We start from the raw sequence: 20,584 nt of genomic DNA, 5'->3' as shown, positions 1-20,584 counted from the left end.
GGACAGTCAACCCGATCGCACTGCCCGTGCCAAACCGGCCGCACCGGCCCGGAACGACCGCGGGCCCCGCCCCCGGCGCTCCGCTGGTGCGGAACGCGGGGACGGGGCCCGTCGTCAGAGCTGGTCCGTCCGTACGGACGGGACCGGCGTCAGCGACCGGTCACTTGCCGCCGGCGAGCTTCTCCCGCAGCGCGGCGAGCGCCTCGTCGGTGGCCAGCGTGCCGGCCGGCTCCTCGGCCTGCCGGCTCGGGGCCGACGAGGTCGAGGAGGTCGAGGAGGTCGAGGAGGTGGCGGGCGGAGCCGGGTTGGCAGCGGCCTCGGCGTCGGCGGCGCGGGAGGTCTGCACCTGCTTGGTGTGGGCCTCCCAACGCTGACGCGCCTCGGCGTACTGGTTCTCCCAGGTTTCCCGCTGCTTGTCGTAGCCCTCGAGCCACTCGCCCGTCTCCGGGTCGAAGCCCTCGGGGTAGATGTAGTTGCCCTCGTTGTCGTAGGTGGCAGCCATGCCGTAGAGGGTCGGGTCGAAGTGCTCCTCGCCCTCGACGAAGCCCTCGTTGGCCTGCTTGAGCGACAGCGAGATCCGGCGGCGCTCCAGGTCGATGTCGATGACCTTGACCATGACCTCGGAGCCGACCTGCACGACCTGCTCCGGGATCTCCACGTGGCGCTCGGCCAGCTCGGAGATGTGGACCAGGCCCTCGATGCCGTCGTCCACCCGGACGAACGCGCCGAACGGCACCAGCTTGGTGACCTTACCCGGCACGATCTGCTGGATCGCGTGGGTGCGGGCGAACTGACGCCACGGGTCCTCCTGCGTCGCCTTCAGCGACAGCGAGACCCGCTCGCGGTCCAGGTCGACGTCCAGGACCTCGACCTCGACCTCCTGGCCCACCTCGACGACCTCGGACGGGTGGTCGATGTGCTTCCAGGACAGCTCGGAGACGTGCACGAGGCCGTCCACGCCGCCCAGGTCGACGAACGCGCCGAAGTTGACGATCGACGAGACGACGCCCTTGCGGACCTGGCCCTTCTGCAGCTTGTTGAGGAACTCGGTGCGCACCTCGGACTGCGTCTGCTCCAGCCACGCCCGGCGGGACAGGACCACGTTGTTGCGGTTCTTGTCCAGCTCGATGATCTTGGCCTCGAGCTCCCGGCCGACGTACGGCTGCAGGTCACGCACCCGCCGCATCTCGACGAGCGACGCGGGCAGGAAGCCACGGAGGCCGATGTCGAGGATGAGACCACCCTTGACGACCTCGATGACCGAGCCGCGGACGACACCGTCCTCGTCCTTGATCTTCTCGATCGTGCCCCAGGCCCGCTCGTACTGCGCCCGCTTCTTGGAGAGGATCAGCCGACCCTCCTTGTCCTCCTTCTGGAGGACGAGGGCCTCGATGTGGTCGCCGACCGAAACCACCTCGGCCGGGTCCACGTCGTGCTTGATCGACAGCTCCCGAGAGGGGATCACGCCCTCGGTCTTGTAGCCGATGTCGAGCAGGACCTCGTCCCGATCGACCTTGACGACGGTGCCTTCGACAATGTCGCCGTCGTTGAAGTACTTGATGGTCTCGTCGATAGCGGCGAGGAAAGCTTCCTCAGAGCCGAGATCGTCGTGCGTGACCTTGTTGGCGCTCGAGGTGGCCTCGATGCTGCTCGTCATGTGGGCGGTTGCTCCGGTCGGATGGGTTGTCACAGCGGGCATGGGTGTCGCGGTGACTCTTCCGCGCCAGCGGATCCGTCGCCGGGCACACCGAACGATCGACGCGAGAAGATCATTAGTGGCTCCGGTGACCGAGCACCTGCTCCCTGCCGAGGCACACGATCCGCGAGCGCATCGTCTAGCCTACCCGCTGCATTACCACAGCGTGCAAGCCCTCCCGGGTCGGTGCGAGCTCATCGGCTGCGAAAGCGGAGATTTCGCGCGGTAAGGTGCCACCGAAGTCTCGTCCGTCACATCCGTCCCGGCCGCAACACGCCGGACCCGGTCGCGCCACCCACCCGCACCGGCCCTAGCGTGGACGGGTGGACGACGACAGGGTGACCCGCCGGCGGGTCGACGCCGCCGAGATCCGCCGCGCCAACCGCGGCTGGTGGGACACCGACGCCGACGCCTACCAGGCCGAGCACGGCACGTTCCTCGGCGAGGTCGACTTCGTCTGGTGCCCGGAGGGCCTGCGCGAGGCCGACGCCCGGCTGCTCGGCGACGTCACCGGCCGGCGGATCCTCGAACTCGGCGCCGGCGCGGCCGCCGCCGCCCGCTGGCTCGCCGCCGAGGGCGCCCGACCGGTCGCCGTGGACCTGTCCGCCGGCATGTTGCGGCACGCCGCCGAGGCCGCCGACCGGACCGGGGTACGCGTGCCGCTGGTCCAGGCCGACGCGCTGGCCCTGCCCTTCGCCGACGCCGCCTTCGACACCGTCTGCACCGCGTTCGGCGCGATCCCGTTCGTGGACGACTCCGCGGCGGCGATGCGCGAGGTGGCCCGGGTGCTGCGCCCCGGCGGCCGCTGGGTCTTCTCGGTCACCCACCCGATGCGCTGGATCTTCCTCGACGACCCGGGCCAGGGCGGGCTGACCGCCGTGCACTCGTACTTCGACCGCTCCCCCTATGTCGAGCAGGACGCGCACGGCGTGGCCACCTACGTGGAGCAGCACCGCACGCTCGGCGACCGGGTCCGGGAGCTGGTCGGCGCCGGCTTCCGCCTGCTGGACCTGGTGGAGCCGGAGTGGCCGGCCGGGCACGAGGGGATCTGGGGCCAGTGGAGCCCGCTGCGCGGCCGGCTCTTCCCCGGCACCGCGATCTTCGTGGCGGAGAAGCCCGCGGCCTGAGCGCGCGTCGCACCTCCGGTGCGGCACGGACGCCGCCACCCGGCGGTACGCTCGCCGCATGAGCGCCGAGCCCATCCCGACATCACCTGGCCCCTGGTGTCCGGACCCGATGCGGCAGCAGCGTGCGGACTACACGCTGGAGGACCTGCTCACCCTGCCGGACGACGCCCCCCGCGTCGAACTCGTCGACGGAGTAATCCAGGTGACACCCTCCCCCACCCTGGGCCACCAGACCATCGCCAGCCTGCTCTGGCTCTGGCTCCGGTCCCACGCACCGACGCACCTTCAAGCATCCCTCGCTGTCGGCGTCGGGCTCAGCCCGAACACCAGCCGACAGCCGGACGTGCTGCTCCACCACGCCGGGCTGCCGAACGACCGGTCCCGGTTGCGGCCGGCCGACGTCGTGCTGGCCGTGGAGATCGTCTCGCCCGGCACCCGGCGGGTGGACCGGTTCGCCAAGCCCGGTGAGTACGCCGCCGCCGGCATCCCGTTCTACTGGCGGATCGAGCAGGACCCGGTGCACCTCTACGCGTACCGCCTCGGTGACCGGATCGGCCCGGGCGGCGAGCGCCAGTACGAGCTGGTCGCCGACGGCAGCGAGGTCATCGAGCTGACCGAGCCCTTCGTGCTCAAGCTGCCGATCGCCGAGATCCGGCCCTGACCGCCGGCGGCCGTTACTCGACGTCGACGGCGGGTAACCGGGCGGCATGGCCGAGAAGGAGTTCCGCGCCGGCGACCACGTCTCCTGGGCCAGCCACAGCGGCCGGGCGTACGGCGTGGTCAAGGAGAAGCTGACCGAACGCACCCACGTCCGTGGTCACCCGGTGAACGCCTCGCCGGAGCAGCCGCAGTACCGGATCACCAACGACGACTCCGGCCGCGACGTCGCCCACCGACCGGAGGTGCTGCGCGATGAGCCGCAGTGAGGACCCGCAGCAGACGTACCGGGAGTTCACCGACGCGGTGAACATGAAGCCGGCCGAGCTGACCCGCTGGCTGGAGACCGACGAGTCCAAGCACGTCGGCTGGCACAAGCCGGGCACGAAGGGCGGCGAATCGGTCGGGCACGACTCCGGCCGCCGGATCGTGGACCTGCTGCGCCGCAAGCGCGACCAGCTCACCGACGCCGACTACAAGCACATGCGCAAGGTGATCGGGTACGTGCACCGGCACCTCGCCCAGCGGCCCTCCGGTGACGTCCGGGACACCCGCTGGCGCTGGTCGCTGATGAACTGGGGGCACGACCCGCTCAAGGGTTGACGTCGCGCGTCTATCGCTGAACGGACACGGCGGTGGTCAGTGGTCGGCGCTGTTCCAGTCGCGGCCCTCGCCCACCGACACCTCCATCGGCACCGACAGCGGGTGGGCCGCGCCCATCTCCCTGCGCACCAACGCCTCCAGCGCCTCCCGCTCCCCCGGCGCGACCTCGAAGACCAGCTCGTCGTGCACCTGCAACAGCATCCGGGAGCGCAGCCCCGCGTCGCGCAGCGCGGCGTCGACGCGCAGCATGGCGACCTTGATGATGTCGGCCGCCGAGCCCTGGATCGGGGCGTTCAGCGCCATCCGCTCGGCCATCTCCCGGCGCTGCCGGTTGTCGCTGACCAGGTCGGGCAGGTAGCGGCGGCGGCCCAGGATGGTGGAGGTGTAGCCGTCCTGCCGCGCCCGGGCCACCACCTCCTGGAGGTAGTCGCGGACCCCGCCGAACCCGGCGAAGTAGTTCTCCATCAGCCCGCGCGCCTCCTCGGCGGTGATGCCGAGCTGCTGGGACAGGCCGAACGCGCTCAGCCCGTAGGCCAGGCCGTAGTTCATCGCCTTGATCTTGCGGCGTTGGTCGGCGGTGACCGCGCCGACCTCGACGGTGAAGACCGAGGACGCGGTGGCGGCGTGGAAGTCGTGCCCGGAGTTGAACGCCTCGACCAGCGCCTCGTCGGCGGACAGGTGCGCCATGATCCGCATCTCGATCTGGCTGTAGTCGGCGGTGAGCAGGCATTCGTAGCCCTCGCCGACGACGAACGCGCGGCGGATCCGACGCCCCTCCTCGGTGCGGATCGGGATGTTCTGCAGGTTGGGCTCGGTGGACGAGAGCCGCCCCGTCGCGGCCACCGTCTGGTTGAACGTGGTGTGGATCCGGCCGTCGTCGGAAACCGACTTGAGCAGCCCGTCGACTGTCGACTTGAGCTTGGCCACGTCGCGGTGGCGCAGCAGGTGGTGCAGCAGCGGGTGCTCGGTCTGGGCGTACAGCCACTGCAGGGCGTCCGCGTCGGTGGTGTAGCCGGTCTTGATCCGCTTGGTCTTGGGCAGCGCCAGCTCGGTGAAGAGGATCTCCTGCAACTGCTTGGGCGAGCCCAGGTTGAACTCCCGGCCGACCACCCCGTAGGCGCTCTGCGCGGCGGCCTTCACCTCGGCGGCGAAGTGCGCCTCCAACTCGGAGAGGTAGTCGGTGTCGGCGGCGATGCCGGTGCGCTCCATGTCGGCGAGCACCCGCATCAGCGGCAGCTCCACCTCGGCCATCAGCCGGGCGGACTGCTCGCCGTCGCGGGACAGCTCGGCGTCGATCGCGTCGGCCAGGTCGAGCGTGGCCCGGGCCTGGAGCATCAGGTTCTGCTCGGCCGCGCCCTCGTCGCCGAACCCGTCCAGGGTGAGCTGGCCGGTCTCCGGCGCGTCGACCCGCAGCTCCCGGTGCAGGTAACGCAGGGCCAGGTCGGTGAGGTCGTAGGAGCGCTGGTCGGGGCGGGCCAGGTAGGCGGCGATCTGGGTGTCGCGGGCGATGCCCTGCAGATCCCAGCCGTGCGCGGCGAACGCCAGCACCGCCGGCTTGCTGTCGTGCAGCACCTTCGGGCGCTCGGCGTCGGCCAGCCAGCCGGCCAGGGCGGACTCGTCGCCGGCGTCCAGCCGGCTCGGGTCGAACCAGGCGGCCGCGCCGCCGGCGGTGGCCAGCGCCATGCCGGTCACGGCCGCGGTGTGCCGCCGGTTGGGGCCGGTGTCGAGGGTGGCGGCCAGGCCGACCGGCGCGCCGGTCGGGGCGTGCGTGTCCAGCCAGCCGGCGAGCGCGCCCGGCTCGGTCAGCACCTCGCCGGCCAGCTCGAAGCCGGCCTCGGCCTCCGGCTCGACGGCCTCGAGGTATTGGTAGAGCCGGTCGCGCAGGATGCGGAACTGCAGCGTGTCGAAGACCTGGTGCACGGCCTCCCGGTCCCAGCCCTGCCAGCGGGCGTCTTCCGGGCGCACCGGCAGCTCCAGGTCGGTGACCAGGCAGTTGATCTCGTAGTTGCGGATCACGTCGGAGAGGCGCTCGCGCAGGCTGTCGCCGGCCTTGCCCTTGATCTCGTCGGCGCGGGCCACCACGCCCTCGACCCCGTCGTACAGGTTGATCCACTTGGCCGCGGTCTTCGGGCCGACGCCGGGGACACCGGGCAGGTTGTCGCTGGTCTCGCCGACAAGCGCGGCCAGGTCGCGGTAGCGGCCGGGGGTGACGCCGTACTTCGCCTCGATCGCCGCCGGGTCCATCCGGGCCAGGTCGGAGACGCCCTTGCGGGGGTAGAGCACGGTGACCTGGTCGCCGACGAGCTGGAACGCGTCCCGGTCGCCGGAGGTGATCAGCACGTCCATGCCCTGGTCACGGGCCTGGCAGGCGAGCGTGGCGATGACGTCGTCGGCCTCGTAGCCCTCCTTCTCCACCACCGGCACCCGCAGCGCCGCGAGGACCTCCTTGACCAGGCTCACCTGGCCCTTGAAGTCGGTCGGGGTCTCGCTGCGGCCGGCCTTGTACTCGGCATATCTGTCGGTGCGGAAGGAGCGGCGGGAGACGTCGAACGCGACCACGATGTGGGTCGGCTGCTCGTCACGCAACACGTTGATCAACATCGAGGTGAAGCCGTAGACGGCGTTCGTCGGCTGCCCCGTGGTGGTGGAGAAGTTTTCCACCGGCAGGGCGAAGAAGGCCCGGTATGCCAGGGAGTGTCCGTCGACGAGGAGCAGGCGCGGCGTCGTAGCTGTCACGGCAGCGACTCTAGTCCGTACGCCCGACAAGCTCGGCCTCCGGTGCGGCGCGTGCCGCACCGGAGGCCGAGGTCAGAGCACCTTGGCCAGGAACGCCTTGGTCCGCTCGTGCCGCGGCGCCGCGATCACCTCGCGCGGGTCGCCCTGCTCGACGACCACGCCGCCGTCCATGAAGACCAGGTGGTCGCCGACCTCGCGGGCGAAGCCGATCTCGTGGGTCACCACGATCATCGTCATGCCGTCGCGGGCCAGGTCCTTCATCGTGTCCAGCACCTCACCCACCAGCTCCGGGTCGAGCGCGCTGGTCGGCTCGTCGAAGAGCATCAGCTTCGGCTGCATCGCCAGCGCCCGGGCGATCGCCACCCGCTGCTGCTGGCCGCCGGAGAGCTGACCCGGGTACGCGCCGAGCTTGTCGCCCAGTCCCACCCGCTCCAGCAGCTGCGCGGCCCGCTCCCGGGCCTGCGCCTTCTTCGACTGGCGCAGCAGCACCGGCGCCTCGCAGACGTTGCCCAGCGCGGTCATGTGCGGGAAGAGGTTGAACCGCTGGAACACCATGCCGATCACCCGGCGCTGCGCGGCCACCTCCTTGTCCCGCATCTCGTGCAGCTTCCCGCCGCGCTCCCGGTAGCCGATCAGGTCGCCGTCCACCCAGATCCGGCCGGCGTCGATCTTCTCCAGGTGGTTGATGCAGCGTAGGAACGTGGACTTGCCGGAGCCGGAGGGCCCGAGCAGGCAGGACACCTCGCCGGCGCGGACCTCCAGGTCGATGCCCTTGAGCACCTCCAGCGGCCCGAACGACTTGTGCACCTGCTCGGCCCGCACCATCAGCTCGGACTCGGCGGCCGGCGCGGTCGGCTGCGTGGGCACGATCAGCTCGGTCACGGTGCCCCCACCCCTCCGCCGCCGCCTCCACCGGTCTCCGCGGCCAGCGTCCGCAGCCGCGCCCTGGCCCGTTGCGTGGGCCCGTAGCCCTTGCCGAAGTGGCGCTCCAGGAAATACTGGCCGACCAGCAGGATGCTGGTCAGGAACAGGTACCAGAGGCAGGCCGCGACGTACATCGGGAAGATCTGGAAGGTGCGCTTGCCGACGGCGTCGAGCTGGAAGAACAGCTCCACGCTCACCGGCACGTAGAGCAGCAACGACGTGTCCTTGAGCATGGCGATGGTCTCGTTGCCGGTCGGCGGGATGATCACCCGCATCGCCTGCGGCAGCACCACCCGCCGCAGCAACTGGCCCCGGCTCAGACCGAGCGCCTGGGCCGCCTCGGTCTGCCCCTCGTCCACCGACTGGATGCCGGCCCGCACGATCTCCGCCATGTAGGCGGCCTCGGAGAGCGCGAGCCCGAGCAGGCCGGCCATGAAGCCGGTGAGGATGTCGCGGGACGAGAACCCGAACAACCGCAGTTGCAGGTTGTCGATGCCGAACAACTGACCGAGCTGGGTGTCGAACGGCACGCCGAACTCGACCCGGCTCCACAGGATCCCGATGTTGCCGAAGACGGCCAGCAGCACCAGCCGTGGCACGGCCCGGAAGAACCAGGTGTAGAGCCAGGCCACGCCGCGCAGGATCGGGTTGTCGGAGAGTCGCATCACCGCGATCACCACGCCGAGCGTGACGCCGATCAGCATCGCGCTGACCGTCATCAGCACGGTGCCGCGCAGCAGTCCCTCGATGATCGGTGGCCGGAACATCTTGTCGACCATGAAGGACCAGTTGAAGGCCTGGTTGGTCACCAACAGGTGGACGAACATCGCGGTCAGCACGGCGAGCACCGCCACCGCGACCCATCGTCCCGGGTGCCGTACGGGCACGGCCTTGATCGGTTCCGGCCGTGCCCGCGCGGTTGTCGCTTCCTCGGTGGTCATGTCGTCACGGGTTGATCGCGGGATCCGTGATCGCGCCGTCCCCCACCTTCCACTTGTCCAGCACCTGCTTGTAGGAGCCGTCGGTGACCAGCGCCTTGGTGGCGTCGCGCACCGCCTCGGCGAACTGCGCCTGCTCCTTGGCCACCACGTAGCCGTACGGGGCCGCCTCGTACTGCTTGTCCAGCAGTTCCAGGGCGTCGTTGGACTGGGTCACCGCGTACACCCCGACCGGGTAGTCGGCGAGCATCGCGTCGTCCTTGCCGGACACGACCGCGGCGGTGGCCGCGTCCTGGCCCGGGAACTGGTCGACGCTGATCGCCGGCTTGCCGGCGTCGGTGCAGGTCTTGGAGCGCTTCTGGATGTCCTCGACCTGGACCGTGTCCTTCTGCACCGCGATCTTCTTGCCGCAGGCGTTGTCCAGGCTGATCCCGGCCGGGTTGCCCTTCTTGGTCACCCACTGGGTGCCGACCTGGAAGTAGCTGACCATGTTGGCCTGGCCCTTGCGTTCGTCGTTGATGGTGAACGACGAGACGCCGACCTCGTACTTGCCCGAGTTGACGCCGTTGATGATGTCGCCGAACGGCGCCGAGACGAACTCCGCCTTCAGGCCGAGCTTGGCCGCCACGGCGGTGAACAGCTCGACGTCGAAGCCGATGACGGTCTTGCCGTCGGAGTCGAGGAACTCGGCCGGGGCGTACGTGGAGTCGGTGCCGACCACGATCTTGCCGTCCGACTTGATCGCGTCCGGCACCTTGGCGGCCAGCGCGGCGTCGACGGACGACGAGGCGCTGGGTCCGCCGCCGGGCTGCTCGGTGCTCTCCTCCTCACCGCAGGCGGCGAGGGAGAGCAGGAGGACAGCCGCGCCGGCGACGCCGAGCGCCGCCCGCCGGCCGGGGTTGGGGTGGAACATGGGGTACTCCTTTACGAGGGGGGCGTCGGTCAGGCCACGCCGAGATAGGCCTCTTTGACCGAGGGGTCGTGCAGCAGGTCCGCGCCGGTGCCGCTCTTGACGATCCGGCCGGTCTCCAGCACGTACGCCCGGTGCGCGCGGGCCAGGGCCTGCTGGGCGTTCTGCTCCACCAGCAGGACGGTGGTGCCCTGCTGGTTGATCTCCGTGATGATGGTGAAGATCTGCTGGATCAGCATCGGCGCGAGACCCATCGACGGCTCGTCGAGCAGCAGCAGCTTCGGCCGGCTCATCAGCGCCCGGCCGACCGCGAGCATCTGCTGCTCGCCGCCGGAGAGGGTGCCGCCGAGCTGCTTGCGCCGCTCGGCCAGTCGCGGGAACAGGTCCAGCACCCGCGCCAGGTCCTGCGCGATGCCGGCCCTGTCCCGCCGGGTGTACGCGCCCATGTCGAGGTTCTCCAGCACCGACATGCCGGGGAAGATGCCCCGACCCTCGGGCGCCTGGCACAGCCCGCGCCGGACCCGCAGGTCGGCCCGGAGCTTGGTGATGTCCTCACCGGCGAACTTGATGGTGCCGGAGGCGACCGGCCGGATGCCGGAGATCGCCCGCATGGTGGTGGACTTGCCGGCGCCGTTCGCGCCGATCAGCGCGACGATCTCGCCCTCGTCCACGGTCAGGCTGATGCCGTGCAGCGCCTGGATCCGCCCGTAGAGCAGGCTCACGTCCTCGATCTCAAGCAGCATCGTCCGGCACCCCCAGGTACGCCGCGACCACCTTCGGGTTGTCCCGCACCTCGGCGGGCAACCCCTCGGCGATCTTCTTTCCGAACTCCAGGACCACGAGCCGGTCGGTCACGCCCATCACCAGGCGCATGTCGTGCTCGATCAGCAGCACCGTCACGCCGGTGTCGCGGATCTGCCGGATGAGCTGGAGCAGCTCCTCCTTCTCCGCCGGGTTGAAGCCGGCGGCCGGCTCGTCCAGGCAGAGCAGCACCGGGTCGGTGGCCAGCGCCCGCGCGATCTCCAGCCGCCGCTGCTCGCCGTAGGAGAGGTTGCGGGCGAACTCGTGCATCCGCTTGCGGATGCCGACGAACTCCAGCAGGCGCTCGGCCTTCTCCCGCCCCTCGCGCTCCTCCTTCCAGTGCCGCGGCAGCCGCAGCAACGCGGAGACCACGCTGGTCTTGTGGTGCGCGTCCGCGCCGACCTGGACGTTCTCCAGCGCGGTCATCTCCGGGAAGAGCCGGATGTTCTGGAACGTGCGGGCCATGCCCATCCGGGTGATCTGGTGGCGCTTCTTGCCGCTGATCTTCTCGCCCCGGAACCGGATCTGCCCCTCGGTGGGCTGGTAGATGCCGGTCATCGCGTTGAAGCAGGTGGTCTTGCCCGCGCCGTTGGGCCCGATCAGCCCGAGGATCTCGCCCTTGTAGAGGGTGAAGTCCACGTCGTTGAGGGCCACCACGCCGCCGAAGCGCAGCGTGACGTGGTCGACCTCCAGCAGCGGCTCCCGCTCGCGTACCGTCTCGACCGCGGGCGCCGCGGCCTGGGCCGGAACGGCCGGGGTCTGTTCGGTGTCACTCACCGACGATCACCTCCTTGCGGCGGTCCTTGAACTCCGCCGCTCGTCGCCGGTTGGGGATCAGACCCTGCGGGCGGAAGATCATCATGATCACGAGCACCAGGCCGAAGAAGAGGAACCGGTACTCGTACAGCTCGATGCCGAACAACTCGATGCCGCGGAACCGCTCGATCATGTACGCCACCAGGCCGCCGCCGACCATCGCGCCGACGATGTTGCCCGAGCCGCCGAAGATGACCGCGGCCAGGATGATGATCGAGTTGAGCAGCTCGAAGTTCTGCGAGTTGACGAAGTTCTGCTTGCCGGCGAACAACGCCCCGGCCAGGCCGGCGATCGCCGCGCCGGAGGCGAACGCCCACAGCTTGAACTTGAACGTGGGCACACCCATCAGCTGGGCCGCGTCCTCGTCCTCCCGGATCGAGATCCAGGCCCGGCCGACCCGGCTGTGGGTCAGGTTCCGCACCCCGATCACCACCAGGATGATCAGCGTGAGCACCAGCCAGTAGTAGGGGCGGGCGTCGAGCACGCCGAAGAACGGCTTGCCGTCGGCGTACTTGCCCGGCGGGTGCGGGATCTCGCTGAAGCCCCGCTGCCCCTTGAGGAACGGGGAGCTGACCGCCGCGATCCGGATCATCTCGGCGAACCCGAGCGTCACCAGCGCCAGGTAGTCGCCGCGCAGACGCAGCGTCGGCGTGCCCAGCATGACGCCGGAGACCATGGTCATGGCGATCGCGATGGGCACCACCACCAGCCACGGCCACAGCGTCTTGAGGTCGCTGCTCGGCGACGTCAGCACCGCGACGGTGTAGGCGCCGACCGCGAAGAAGCCGAAGTAGCCGAGGTCGAGCAGGCCGGCGAAACCGACCACGATGTTCAGCCCGACCGCCAGCAGCACGTAGATCGAGACGGTGAAGAGCACCTGGGTGAAGTTCGCCCCGGGCGTCGGGATCGGCCCGAGGTACTGGTAGAACTCCTTGTTCGGCAACGCGTAGAAGAACACGATGACCGCGGCCAGCAGCACCCAGCGCACCCAGCGCGGGGCGTGGCGCCAGCGCTCGGAGATCGCCGCCCGGCCCTGCCGCAGCTTGTCCACCGCCGTCTCCCGCCGCTCCGGCGGGTCAATGGTGGTCGTCATGCGCGTGCCCTCCCCAGTGATTCGCCCAGCAGACCCGTCGGGCGGAACATCAGCAGCACGACCAGCACCGCGAACGCGGCGAAGTCCTTCCACTGACTGCCGAACAGGCCGGAGGCGTAGTTCTCCACGACGCCCAGCAGCAGGCCGCCGATCAACGCGCCGCGCAGGTTGCCGATGCCGCCGAGCACCGCCGCGGTGAACGCCTTGAGGCCCAGCAGGAAGCCGACGCTGTAGGTGAGCGTCTGGATCCGTACGTCGTAGAGCAGGCCCGCGACACCGGCCATGCTGCCGCCGGCAATGAAGACCATCAGGATGATCCGGTCCTTGTTGACGCCCATCAGGGCCGCCGTGTTGGCGTCCTGCGCCACCGCCCGGATACCGCGGCCGGTGCGGCTGCGGTTGATGAACTGGTCCAGCGCGAACATCATCACCAGCGCGGCGCCGATGGTGAGCAGCTGGATGCTGTCGATCGGCACCCCCGCCACGTGGAACAGCGGCTTCGAGCTGACCAGCGACGGCGCGCCCTGCGGCAGGCGCCGGGTGTAGACGCCGAACGCCTCGGAGATCGCGATCGAGGCGCCGATGGCGGTGATCAGGAACGCCAGCGGTGGGGCGTTGCGCCTGCGCAGCGGCCGGTACGCCACCCGCTCGATCACCGTGGCGGTGCCGGCCGAGGCGATGGCCGCCACGATCATCGCGACCAGCAGATAGAACAGGATCGAGCCGACGCCGCTGACCTGGGAGTTCTGGTCGAGACCGAAACCGTTCCAGGTCCAGATCGCGGCGAACGCGCCCGCGATGAACACCTCGGAGTGGGCGAAGTTGATGAGCCTGAGCACGCCGTAGACAAGCGTGTAGCCGAGCGCGACCAGGGCGTAGATCGCACCCTGTGTCAGGCCGGTCGTGGTGAGTTCCCCGAAGTTGGAGAACAGTCCGTCGAAGTTCAAGGGAGGGACGCTCCGTCGCTGAAGAGAAAAAGAAGGTGCGGCCGGGAGCCAGCTCCCGGCCGCACCCGCGATTCACAACTCAATCGCCAGTCGCAGCGATCGACGATCAGGACTTGGGGATCTCCTGGTCCGGGACGACCTTGCCGCCCTGCACCTTGAACGCCCAGACCTTGACCTGCGCCGGGTCCAGCTCGCCGCCCTCGACGAACTTGTAGCTGGCGGCCACGCCCTCGCCGCTGTAGCCCTTGACGAACTCCAGCAGGTCGGTGCGGGTGGTCTTGCCGGCCTTGATGCCCGCCAGCAGGATGTTCGCGGCGTCGTACGCGGTGTCGCTGTAGGTGCCCGGGTCGGTGCCGTTCAGGGCCTTGAAGTCGGCGGCGAAGCTGCCCCGGGCCTCGGTGGCCGGCTGGCAGGGGCAGGTGAGGATGGTGCCTTCGGCGGCGGCCGCACCGGCGGAGGTGATGTACGCGCCGTCGTTCACGCCGTCACCGGCGACCAGCGGAGCGGTGACCCCGGCAGCGGTGAGCTGCTTGCGGATCAGGCCGGCCTCCTGGTAGTAGCCGCCGTAGAAGACCGCCTTGACGTTCGCGGCCTTGACCTTGGTGACCACGCCGGAGAACTCGGTCTGCTTGCCCTCGCCCTGGACCTTGTCGCTGTCCACGACGGAGGCGCCGAGCACCTTCTTGACCTCGTCGGCCAGACCGGCGCCGTACGCCGACTGGTCGTCGATGACGTAGACCCGGTCGGCCTTGAGCACGTTCTTGATGTAGACGCCGGCGGCGGGGCCCTGGCTCAGGTCGTTGCCGACGCCGCGGAAGAAGGTCTTCCAACCCTTCTTGGCCAGGGTCGGGTTGGTCGCGGAGGCGGTGATGGTGACCAGACCGGCCTCGTTGAACAGCGGACCGGCGGCCTCCGACTCACCCGAGTAGGCCGGGCCGACGATACCGAGGATCTTGGTGTCGTCGATCGCCTTCTGGGCCAGCCCGGGCGCCTGGTCCGGGCTGCCCTGCGAGTCGAGCTCGGCGAGCTCCACCTTGCAGTCGGCGTTCTCCTTGTTGTACTTGTCGACCGCCAGCTTGACGCCGTTCTTCTCGTTGATGCCCAGCGCGGCCGAGCTACCGGTCAGTGCGCCGAAGAAAGCGATCTTGCTCCCGCAGGCGCTGCCCCCGGAACCCTCATCGTCGCTGCCGCTGGAACAAGCGGTACCACCGGCGACGAGCGCCAGCATGGCGACCCCGCCGATCACCCGTGCGAGCTTCTGCCTCAAGGCCCGAACCCTCCTCCGTCCATGGTCCGAACCACCCGCTGCGGATTGGCACTTGCGGGGGCGGACGAACCAGACCGTCGTCGCCGGTCTGGGCCGGGACGTTATCCCACCGGCGAGCGATGGCGTAAGACCCGGAAAGCGGGGTTGACCGAACCGTTACACGCCGTGGCGGATTTCCGACGCTTGCCGTAAGAACCGAAGGCGTCGTAAGGCTTTCGCCGAGGTTTCCTCGGTAACGGGTCAAACAGGCCTCACCCGCTACTCATCGACGTTCGGCAACGCCGCCCACCAGGCACGGGAGCTTTTTCCGTCATCCGCGACCACCACCAGCCCGACATCGCCCGCGGACACCGCCAACGCCGCGTCGCCGCGCGCCGGCACCGGCGTCGGCACGATCACCGGCCGCCACGACACGCCCCCGTCACCCGATATCCACACCCGGCGATCCGCGCCGTCCCCGGTCACCGCGACCAGCCGCCCGCCGGTCGCCACCAGGCCGGTCACCGACGACACCCCCGGCCCGGCCGTGCCGAACCCGCCGACCCGCCGCCACCCGTCCGACCCACCGGCCAGCGACCGCCACACCGCGAAGCCGTCACGGACCGGCCCCACCGCCGTCGGCACGCCGTCGCCCAGCACCACCACCCGCTGCGCCGCCCCACCGGCGTCCGCCGGCAGCGCCGCCCGCCGCCACGACCGGCCGTCCGCCGACGACCAGGCCAGCGGCGTCAACGCCGTGCCGCCCGCCGGCAGCAACGACCCCACCACCAGCCAGCCCGCACCCAGCGCCACCGCGTCGTACGCCGCCGTCCGGCCCCGGCCGTCGCCGGCCAGCTCCGCGACCCCCTCGCGCACCACGAACCCGCCGGCGTCCGGCGACGTCCACACCGCCGCGCCGTCCGTGCGCGCCCCGGCGATCAACCAGCCGCCCGGACCGGCCGCCAGCCGCGACGCGCTCACCGCGCGCGGCCCGCCGAACAGCTCGAACGCCGCCGGCACCTCCCGCAACGGCCCGCCCGGCCGCCACACCCATGACCCGGTACGCGGATTGCCGTGCACGCCACCCGTCTTCGCCCCGAGCGCCGCCATGCCGTCGTCGCGACACGCGACCGCGTAGAGCACGTGCTGACGGCCGTAGAACGTCTGCGCCCGCACCGGCAACGCCGACCAGGACGTACCGTCCGAACTGGACCAGGCCGCCGGCCGGGTCTCCCCCGCCGCGTCGACGAGCCCGCCGACGGCGTACCAACGGCCGGCGCAGCGCGCCGCGTCGCGCAACAGCGGGCGACCCGCGGGCCCCGCCGGCACGGGCAGCTCGACCGCCCGCCAGGCCGGGCGCACCGGGGCCGGCCCGGCCGGCCTCTCCGGCGCCGACCGGCCGGCGGCGAGCAGCACCGCGACACCGGCCACCACGACGAACACCGACCTCAGGCGCGGAAGAGGCATGGATCCGATCCTATCGATCGGTCGCTCCCCCGCTCGGCGGTCAGGAGGCGGGCTGCTGCGCCACCTCACCGCCGGCGGTCTCGGCGAGGATCCGCTCGGCGACCTCCTTCATGGTCATCCGGTGGTCCATCGCGGTGCGCTGGATCCACTTGAAGGCCTGCGGCTCGGTCATGCCATAGGTGGTCATCAGCGCGCCCTTGGCCCGCTCGACGGTCTTGCGGATCTCCAGCCGGTCGGTCAGGCCGGCCACCTCGGCCTCCAGCGCGGAGATCTCCGAGTAGCGGGACAGCGCGATCTCCACCGCCGGCACCAGGTCGCTCTTCTGGAACGGCTTCACCAGGTAGGCCATCGCGCCGGCCGCCCGGGCCCGCTCGACCAGGTCGCGCTGACTGAACGCGGTCAGGATGATCACGGGGGCGATGCGCGCGCCGGCGATCCGCTCGGCGGCGGCCAGCCCATCCATGATCGGCATCTTGATGTCGAGGATGACCAGATCCGGCTTGAGCTCCTCGGCGAGCTTGACGGCGGTCTCTCCGTCGCCGGCCTCGCCGACCACCTCGTAGCCCTCCTCGACAAGCATCTCGGCCAGGTCCAGCCGGATCAGCGCCTCGTCCTCGGCGATCAGAACGCGCTTGCGCTCGGCGTCCGCCTGCATCTCGCCCACGAGCCACTCCCACCAGTTCGAACCGGGCACCCGCCATGCCGGGTGTCGCCGCCCTCAGCCTAGCGGGTAGGCTGTCGAGGCCGAATCACGGAACGCCCTCGTAGCCCAACTGGCAGCAGGCAATGGATTCAAACTCCATACAGTGTGGGTTCGAATCCCACCGAGGGCACCAGAAATGTCATACAGGCGTTCGACCATGGGCCTGTGCATCCACCCGAAATTCGCGCCAAGGCGCGACGTCTCTACCTCGGCGGCGCAACTGTGGCCGAGGTGGCGCGGACCGTGGGGCTCTCCTACCCGACCGTCCGCCACTGGTGCAAGGATCGACCAGAGCCGAAGCAGCATGGCACGGCGCTGCGATGTTTTCGCTGTCGCGAGGGTGTCCGCGCTCCGACAGATCCGGCGGCCTACGCCTACCTCCTCGGCCTCTATCTCGGCGACGGGCATCTCGTCACCCGGGCCCGGGTCCCGGTGCTCCGCATCTCCTGCAGCGACTGCTGGCCGGGTCTGATCGAGGCGTGTGACGACGCCATGCGAGCGGTGCTGGCCGAGAAGGTGCAGCGCGTCCAGCAGCAGGGCTGCGTCAACGTGCAGAGCTACGGCAAGCACTGGCCGTGCCTCCTGCCGCAGCACGGGCCCGGCAAGAAGCACGAGCGCCCGATCGTCCTGACCGACTGGCAGCGAACCATCGTCGAAGCCCACCCAGGTCACTTCCTGCGGGGCCTCTTCCACTCCGACGGCTGCCGGGTCAGCAACCGGGTCACGGTGCGCGGAAAGCGATACGTCTACCCGCGCTACATGTTCGTCAACGAATCCACCGACATCATGGGCCTCTGTCAGTGGGCACTCGACCTGCTCGGCATCGCCTGGCGGATGAACCGCCGCAACTCACTGTCGGTGGCCCGGCGGGAGGCGGTCGCCGCGCTGGACCGGCACGTCGGCCCGAAGTCCTGACCGGACGGCGCGCTGTGGGCAGGACGCCGGCGGCGCTCCCGGTCCGGCGGCCGTTGCCGGCACCGCCCCGGCGCGGGTCAGATCGACGCGAGCGCCCGTGCCAGGTCCGCGCGCAGGTCCTCCGGGTCCTCCAGGCCGACCGACACCCGCAGCAGCGCGCCGCACGGCTTCGCGTCGCCCTCGACCGGCCGGTGGGTGAGCGAGGCCGGGTGCTGGATCAGCGTGTCGATGCCGCCGAGCGAGACGGCGTGGGTGATCAGCTCGCAGGCGCCGGCGACCGTGGCCGCGGCGGGCGCGCCGCCGCGTACCTCGAAGGCGAGCAGGCTGCCGCCGCCGGACATCTGGCGGCCGACCAGGCCGGCCGGGTCGTGCCGGGACGGGTGGTGGACCCGCTCGACGGCGGGGTGGCCGGCCAGCCAGGCGGCCAGCTTCTCCGCGCCGGCCTGCTGGGCGCGGACCCGCAGCGGGAGGGTCTGCAGGCCGCGGTGCAGCAGGTAGGCGCCGAGCGGGTGCAGGACGGCGCCGGTGACGGCGCGGACCTGGCGCAGCCGGGCGGCCCAGTCGGGCGCGCAGGCGACGACGCCGGCGAGGACGTCGCCGTGGCCGCCGATGCTCTTGGTGGCGCTGTGCAGCACGAGCGCGGCGCCGTGCCGGGCGGGCTGCTGGAGCACGGGGGTGGCGACGGTGTTGTCGACAAGCAGCGGTACGTCGCCGGCGGCGGTGGCGAGCGCGGCGATGTCGACCAGGTCGAGGGTGGGGTTGGCCGGCGTCTCGACGACGACCAGGGCGGTGTCGGGGCGGATCGCGGCGGCGACGTCGGTCGCGCGGGCCCAGGTGACCTCGGTGCCGAGCAGGCCGCTGGCGAGGACGTGGTCGGTGCCGCCGTAGAGCGGGCGGACGGCGACGACGTGGCGCTTGCCGTCGCGGGTGGCGGCGAGCAGGGTGGCGGTGAGCGCGGCCATGCCGCTGGCGAACGCGACCGCCTCGGCGGTGTCTTCGAGCTGGGCGAGGGCGGTCTCGAAGCGGGCCACGGTGGGGTTCCAGAGCCGCTGGTAGACGGCGCTGCCGCCGGCCGGGAGCGGGTTGCCGGTGGCGAGCGTCTCGTAGGCGTCGCCGCCGTCGGCCACCGAGGGCAGCGGGTTGGTGGTGGAGAGGTCGATGGGCGGGACGTGGACGCCGAGGCCGGCGAGGTCGTCACGCCCGGCGTGCACGGCTGCGGTGTCCAGGGCGGTCATGCCCGGAAGCGTCGAACATGATGGCGGGATGAGGCAATAGCGGCGAAGAAGATTCTGATGATCTCGCTTCCGTCCGACGCATCTTCGGTGGAGGATGGCGGCATGCCTCTCGCACCGAACGATGTGCGGTCGTTCTCCGGCCTCGACGACGTCGACCGCGCGATCCTCACCGAGCTGACCGCCGACGGGCGGCTGCCCAACAACGCGCTCGCCGAGCGGGTGGGGGTGGCCCCGTCGACGTGTCTGACCCGTACCCGGGCGCTGCGCGAGTGCGGGGCGATCCGCGGGTTCCACGCGGACGTCGACCCGGCGGCGGTGGGGCTGCCGTTGCAGGCGCTGGTGTCGGTGCGGTTGACGGCGCACGAGCGGGCCGCGGTGGACGCGTTCCGGGCCCGGTCGGTGCGGCTGCCGGGGGTGGTGTCGGTGTTCCACGTGGCCGGCGCGGAGGACTACGTGCTGCACGTGCGGGCGGCGTCCGGGGACGCGCTGCGGGACTTCGTGCTCGACCACCTGGCGGTGGATCCGGCGGTGCGGCACACCGAGACCAGTCTCATCTTCGAGCAGGCCCGGGGTATGGGCTGAGCCACCGACGGAACAAATCCGGCACCGGGCGGGTTGCACCGTGACGTGATCGACGTACCGATGTCTGTTCTTGACCTTGCCCCGGTGGCCGCGACCGGCAGTGCCGGTGAGGCGCTGCGGCACACCACCGAGCTGGCCCGGCGCACCGAGGAGCTGGGCTACCGCCGGTTCTGGGTCGCCGAGCACCACAACATGCCGGCGATCGCCAGTTCGGCGCCGGCGGTGCTGCTCGCCCACCTGGCCGCGAACACTTCCACGATCCGGTTGGGCTCGGGCGGGGTGATGCTGCCCAACCACGCGCCGCTGGTGGTGGCGGAGCAGTTCGGCACCCTCGACGCGCTGCACCCGGGCCGGATCGACCTGGGGATCGGGCGGGCGCCCGGCACCGACCAGGTGACCGCGTTGGCGTTGCGCCGCACCATGGAGGGTCTGTCCGCCGAGCACTTCCCGCGCGAGCTGGCCGACCTGATGAACTACTTCAGCGGCGCCGAGCCGGGCCCGATCACCGCGACGCCGGGGCGCGGGCAGTCGCCGCAGGTGTGGCTGCTCGGGTCGAGTGGGTTCAGCGCCCAGCTCGCCGGCCTGCTCGGGTTGCCGTTCTCGTTCGCGCACCACTTCAGCTCGCAGCACACGATCCCGGCGTTGCAGCTCTACCGGCAGCACTTCCGGCCGTCGCAGTGGCTGGACCGGCCGTACGCGATGGTGGCGGTCAACGCGGTCTGCGCGGAGACCGACGAGCGGGCGGAGTGGCTGGCCGGGCCGGCCGGGTTGTCGTTCCTGAAGCTGCGGTCGGGGCGGCCGGAGCCGCTGGTCACGCCGGAGGAGGCGGCGGCCTATCCGTACTCGGAGCTGGAGCGGGAGTTCGTCGCGCAGCGCCGCGACGGTCAGGCGACGGGCTCGCCGGAGACGGTGGCCCGGCAGCTCGGGACGCTGCTGGAGCGCACCGGCGCGGACGAGCTGATGCTGACCTCGATGGTCTACGACGTGGACGACCGGGTCCGCTCGTTCGAGCTGATCGCCGAGAAGGTGGCCGGCGGCCTGCGCCGGGAAGGCTGAAACACGCTCTTCATAGCGACGTCACCGCAGCGTCGCGTGGGACGCATAACTTGGTCCCCGGTGGTGGTACGGCATTCCCGGTCGGGACGGGTCGGGAATGCTGCGGTGTGGTGCACCGGGTCGCCGGCTGAG

At 70.8% G+C, this 20,584-nt stretch carries 19 protein-coding genes, 1 tRNA gene and 1 pseudogene; 8 read left to right on the top strand and 13 right to left on the bottom strand.

Annotated elements, in window-relative coordinates; translation table 11 throughout:
• Positions 1-160 precede the first annotated feature (160 nt).
• Entirely contained in the window at positions 161-1,699 is a 1,539-nt protein-coding gene (gene rpsA / locus ACGFI2_RS12410) for a 30S ribosomal protein S1 (protein ID WP_393514863.1), read from the bottom strand.
• Between the two features lie 320 nt (positions 1,700-2,019).
• On the opposite strand from rpsA, the gene ACGFI2_RS12405 reads away from it, so the two are divergent.
• The 4 genes and pseudogenes from ACGFI2_RS12405 to ACGFI2_RS12390 form a co-directional block, all read left to right on the top strand.
• Positions 2,020-2,823, top strand: coding sequence for a class I SAM-dependent methyltransferase (locus tag ACGFI2_RS12405; RefSeq protein ID WP_393514860.1), 804 nt, complete (start codon positions 2,020-2,022; stop codon positions 2,821-2,823).
• 58 nt (positions 2,824-2,881) lie between these two features.
• A complete protein-coding gene (locus ACGFI2_RS12400) occupies positions 2,882-3,484 on the top strand; it encodes a Uma2 family endonuclease (protein ID WP_393514857.1) in 603 nt (200 codons plus the stop codon).
• A gap of 46 nt (positions 3,485-3,530) precedes the next feature.
• Complete coding sequence (locus tag ACGFI2_RS12395; RefSeq protein WP_269690806.1) at positions 3,531-3,749, top strand: DUF2945 domain-containing protein; 219 nt, start codon at positions 3,531-3,533, stop codon at positions 3,747-3,749.
• Positions 3,736-4,080 (top strand): annotated as a pseudogene (locus ACGFI2_RS12390) (DUF3140 domain-containing protein); the annotation flags it as partial. The gene ACGFI2_RS12395 and the pseudogene ACGFI2_RS12390, both read left to right, overlap by 14 nt.
• A 39-nt stretch (positions 4,081-4,119) precedes the next feature.
• Here ACGFI2_RS12390 and polA read toward each other — a convergent pair.
• The 11 genes from polA to ACGFI2_RS12335 all read right to left on the bottom strand — a co-directional run bounded on the left by polA (position 4,120) and on the right by ACGFI2_RS12335 (position 16,625).
• Positions 4,120-6,819: a DNA polymerase I gene (gene polA / locus ACGFI2_RS12385; RefSeq protein WP_393514854.1), complete on the bottom strand. Its 2,700-nt coding sequence runs from the start codon at positions 6,817-6,819 to the stop codon at positions 4,120-4,122.
• Between the two features lie 72 nt (positions 6,820-6,891).
• Positions 6,892-7,644 carry an amino acid ABC transporter ATP-binding protein gene (locus ACGFI2_RS12380; protein ID WP_393515002.1) on the bottom strand — a complete coding sequence of 251 codons (753 nt, stop codon included), beginning with the start codon at positions 7,642-7,644 and terminating at the stop codon, positions 6,892-6,894.
• Between the two features lie 53 nt (positions 7,645-7,697).
• Complete coding sequence (locus ACGFI2_RS12375) at positions 7,698-8,684, bottom strand: amino acid ABC transporter permease (RefSeq protein WP_393514851.1); 987 nt, start codon at positions 8,682-8,684, stop codon at positions 7,698-7,700.
• A 4-nt stretch (positions 8,685-8,688) separates the two neighbouring features.
• The gene (locus ACGFI2_RS12370; protein WP_393514848.1) at positions 8,689-9,594 is read right to left on the bottom strand and encodes an ABC transporter substrate-binding protein; all 906 of its coding nucleotides are present in this window, start codon (positions 9,592-9,594) and stop codon (positions 8,689-8,691) included.
• Between the two features lie 29 nt (positions 9,595-9,623).
• Positions 9,624-10,334, bottom strand: a complete 711-nt coding sequence (locus ACGFI2_RS12365; protein WP_393514845.1) for an ABC transporter ATP-binding protein — start codon at positions 10,332-10,334, stop codon at positions 9,624-9,626.
• Positions 10,324-11,169, bottom strand: a complete 846-nt coding sequence (locus tag ACGFI2_RS12360) for an ABC transporter ATP-binding protein (protein ID WP_393514842.1) — start codon at positions 11,167-11,169, stop codon at positions 10,324-10,326. Before ACGFI2_RS12360 ends, ACGFI2_RS12365 begins: the two co-directional genes overlap by 11 nt.
• A complete protein-coding gene (locus ACGFI2_RS12355; RefSeq protein WP_393514839.1) occupies positions 11,162-12,301 on the bottom strand; it encodes a branched-chain amino acid ABC transporter permease in 1,140 nt (379 codons plus the stop codon). Before ACGFI2_RS12355 ends, ACGFI2_RS12360 begins: the two co-directional genes overlap by 8 nt.
• On the bottom strand, positions 12,298-13,248 hold the full coding sequence (locus ACGFI2_RS12350) for a branched-chain amino acid ABC transporter permease (protein WP_393514836.1): 951 nt from the start codon (positions 13,246-13,248) through the stop codon (positions 12,298-12,300). Before ACGFI2_RS12350 ends, ACGFI2_RS12355 begins: the two co-directional genes overlap by 4 nt.
• 106 nt (positions 13,249-13,354) lie before the next feature.
• Entirely contained in the window at positions 13,355-14,515 is a 1,161-nt protein-coding gene (locus ACGFI2_RS12345) for a branched-chain amino acid ABC transporter substrate-binding protein (protein WP_393514833.1), read from the bottom strand.
• A 258-nt stretch (positions 14,516-14,773) separates the two neighbouring features.
• On the bottom strand, positions 14,774-15,961 hold the full coding sequence (locus ACGFI2_RS12340; protein WP_393514830.1) for a hypothetical protein: 1,188 nt from the start codon (positions 15,959-15,961) through the stop codon (positions 14,774-14,776).
• Between the two features lie 40 nt (positions 15,962-16,001).
• Positions 16,002-16,625 carry an ANTAR domain-containing response regulator gene (locus tag ACGFI2_RS12335; RefSeq protein WP_393514827.1) on the bottom strand — a complete coding sequence of 208 codons (624 nt, stop codon included), beginning with the start codon at positions 16,623-16,625 and terminating at the stop codon, positions 16,002-16,004.
• Between the two features lie 94 nt (positions 16,626-16,719).
• On the opposite strand from ACGFI2_RS12335, the gene ACGFI2_RS12330 reads away from it, so the two are divergent.
• Positions 16,720-16,797: transfer RNA gene (locus tag ACGFI2_RS12330), tRNA-Leu, on the top strand.
• A gap of 32 nt (positions 16,798-16,829) precedes the next feature.
• Positions 16,830-17,579: a transcriptional regulator gene (locus ACGFI2_RS12325; protein ID WP_393514824.1), complete on the top strand. Its 750-nt coding sequence runs from the start codon at positions 16,830-16,832 to the stop codon at positions 17,577-17,579.
• A gap of 77 nt (positions 17,580-17,656) precedes the next feature.
• Here the strand turns inward: ACGFI2_RS12325 and ACGFI2_RS12320 are convergent, their stop codons facing one another.
• Positions 17,657-18,814 (bottom strand): trans-sulfuration enzyme family protein, encoded by a 1,158-nt coding sequence (locus tag ACGFI2_RS12320; protein ID WP_393514821.1) that lies wholly within the window; start codon positions 18,812-18,814, stop codon positions 17,657-17,659.
• A 102-nt stretch (positions 18,815-18,916) separates the two neighbouring features.
• On the opposite strand from ACGFI2_RS12320, the gene ACGFI2_RS12315 reads away from it, so the two are divergent.
• The gene (locus tag ACGFI2_RS12315; RefSeq protein WP_393514818.1) at positions 18,917-19,396 is read left to right on the top strand and encodes an Lrp/AsnC family transcriptional regulator; all 480 of its coding nucleotides are present in this window, start codon (positions 18,917-18,919) and stop codon (positions 19,394-19,396) included.
• A 60-nt stretch (positions 19,397-19,456) separates the two neighbouring features.
• A complete protein-coding gene (locus tag ACGFI2_RS12310) occupies positions 19,457-20,452 on the top strand; it encodes an LLM class flavin-dependent oxidoreductase (RefSeq protein ID WP_393514815.1) in 996 nt (331 codons plus the stop codon).
• Positions 20,453-20,584 lie beyond the last annotated feature (132 nt).

The organism is Micromonospora sp. NPDC049282 (genome assembly GCF_043197045.1).
Taxonomy (GTDB): domain Bacteria; phylum Actinomycetota; class Actinomycetes; order Mycobacteriales; family Micromonosporaceae; genus Micromonospora.
Note: the sequence above shows the minus strand (reverse complement) of the source record. Positions and strands in the feature narration are given on the sequence as shown.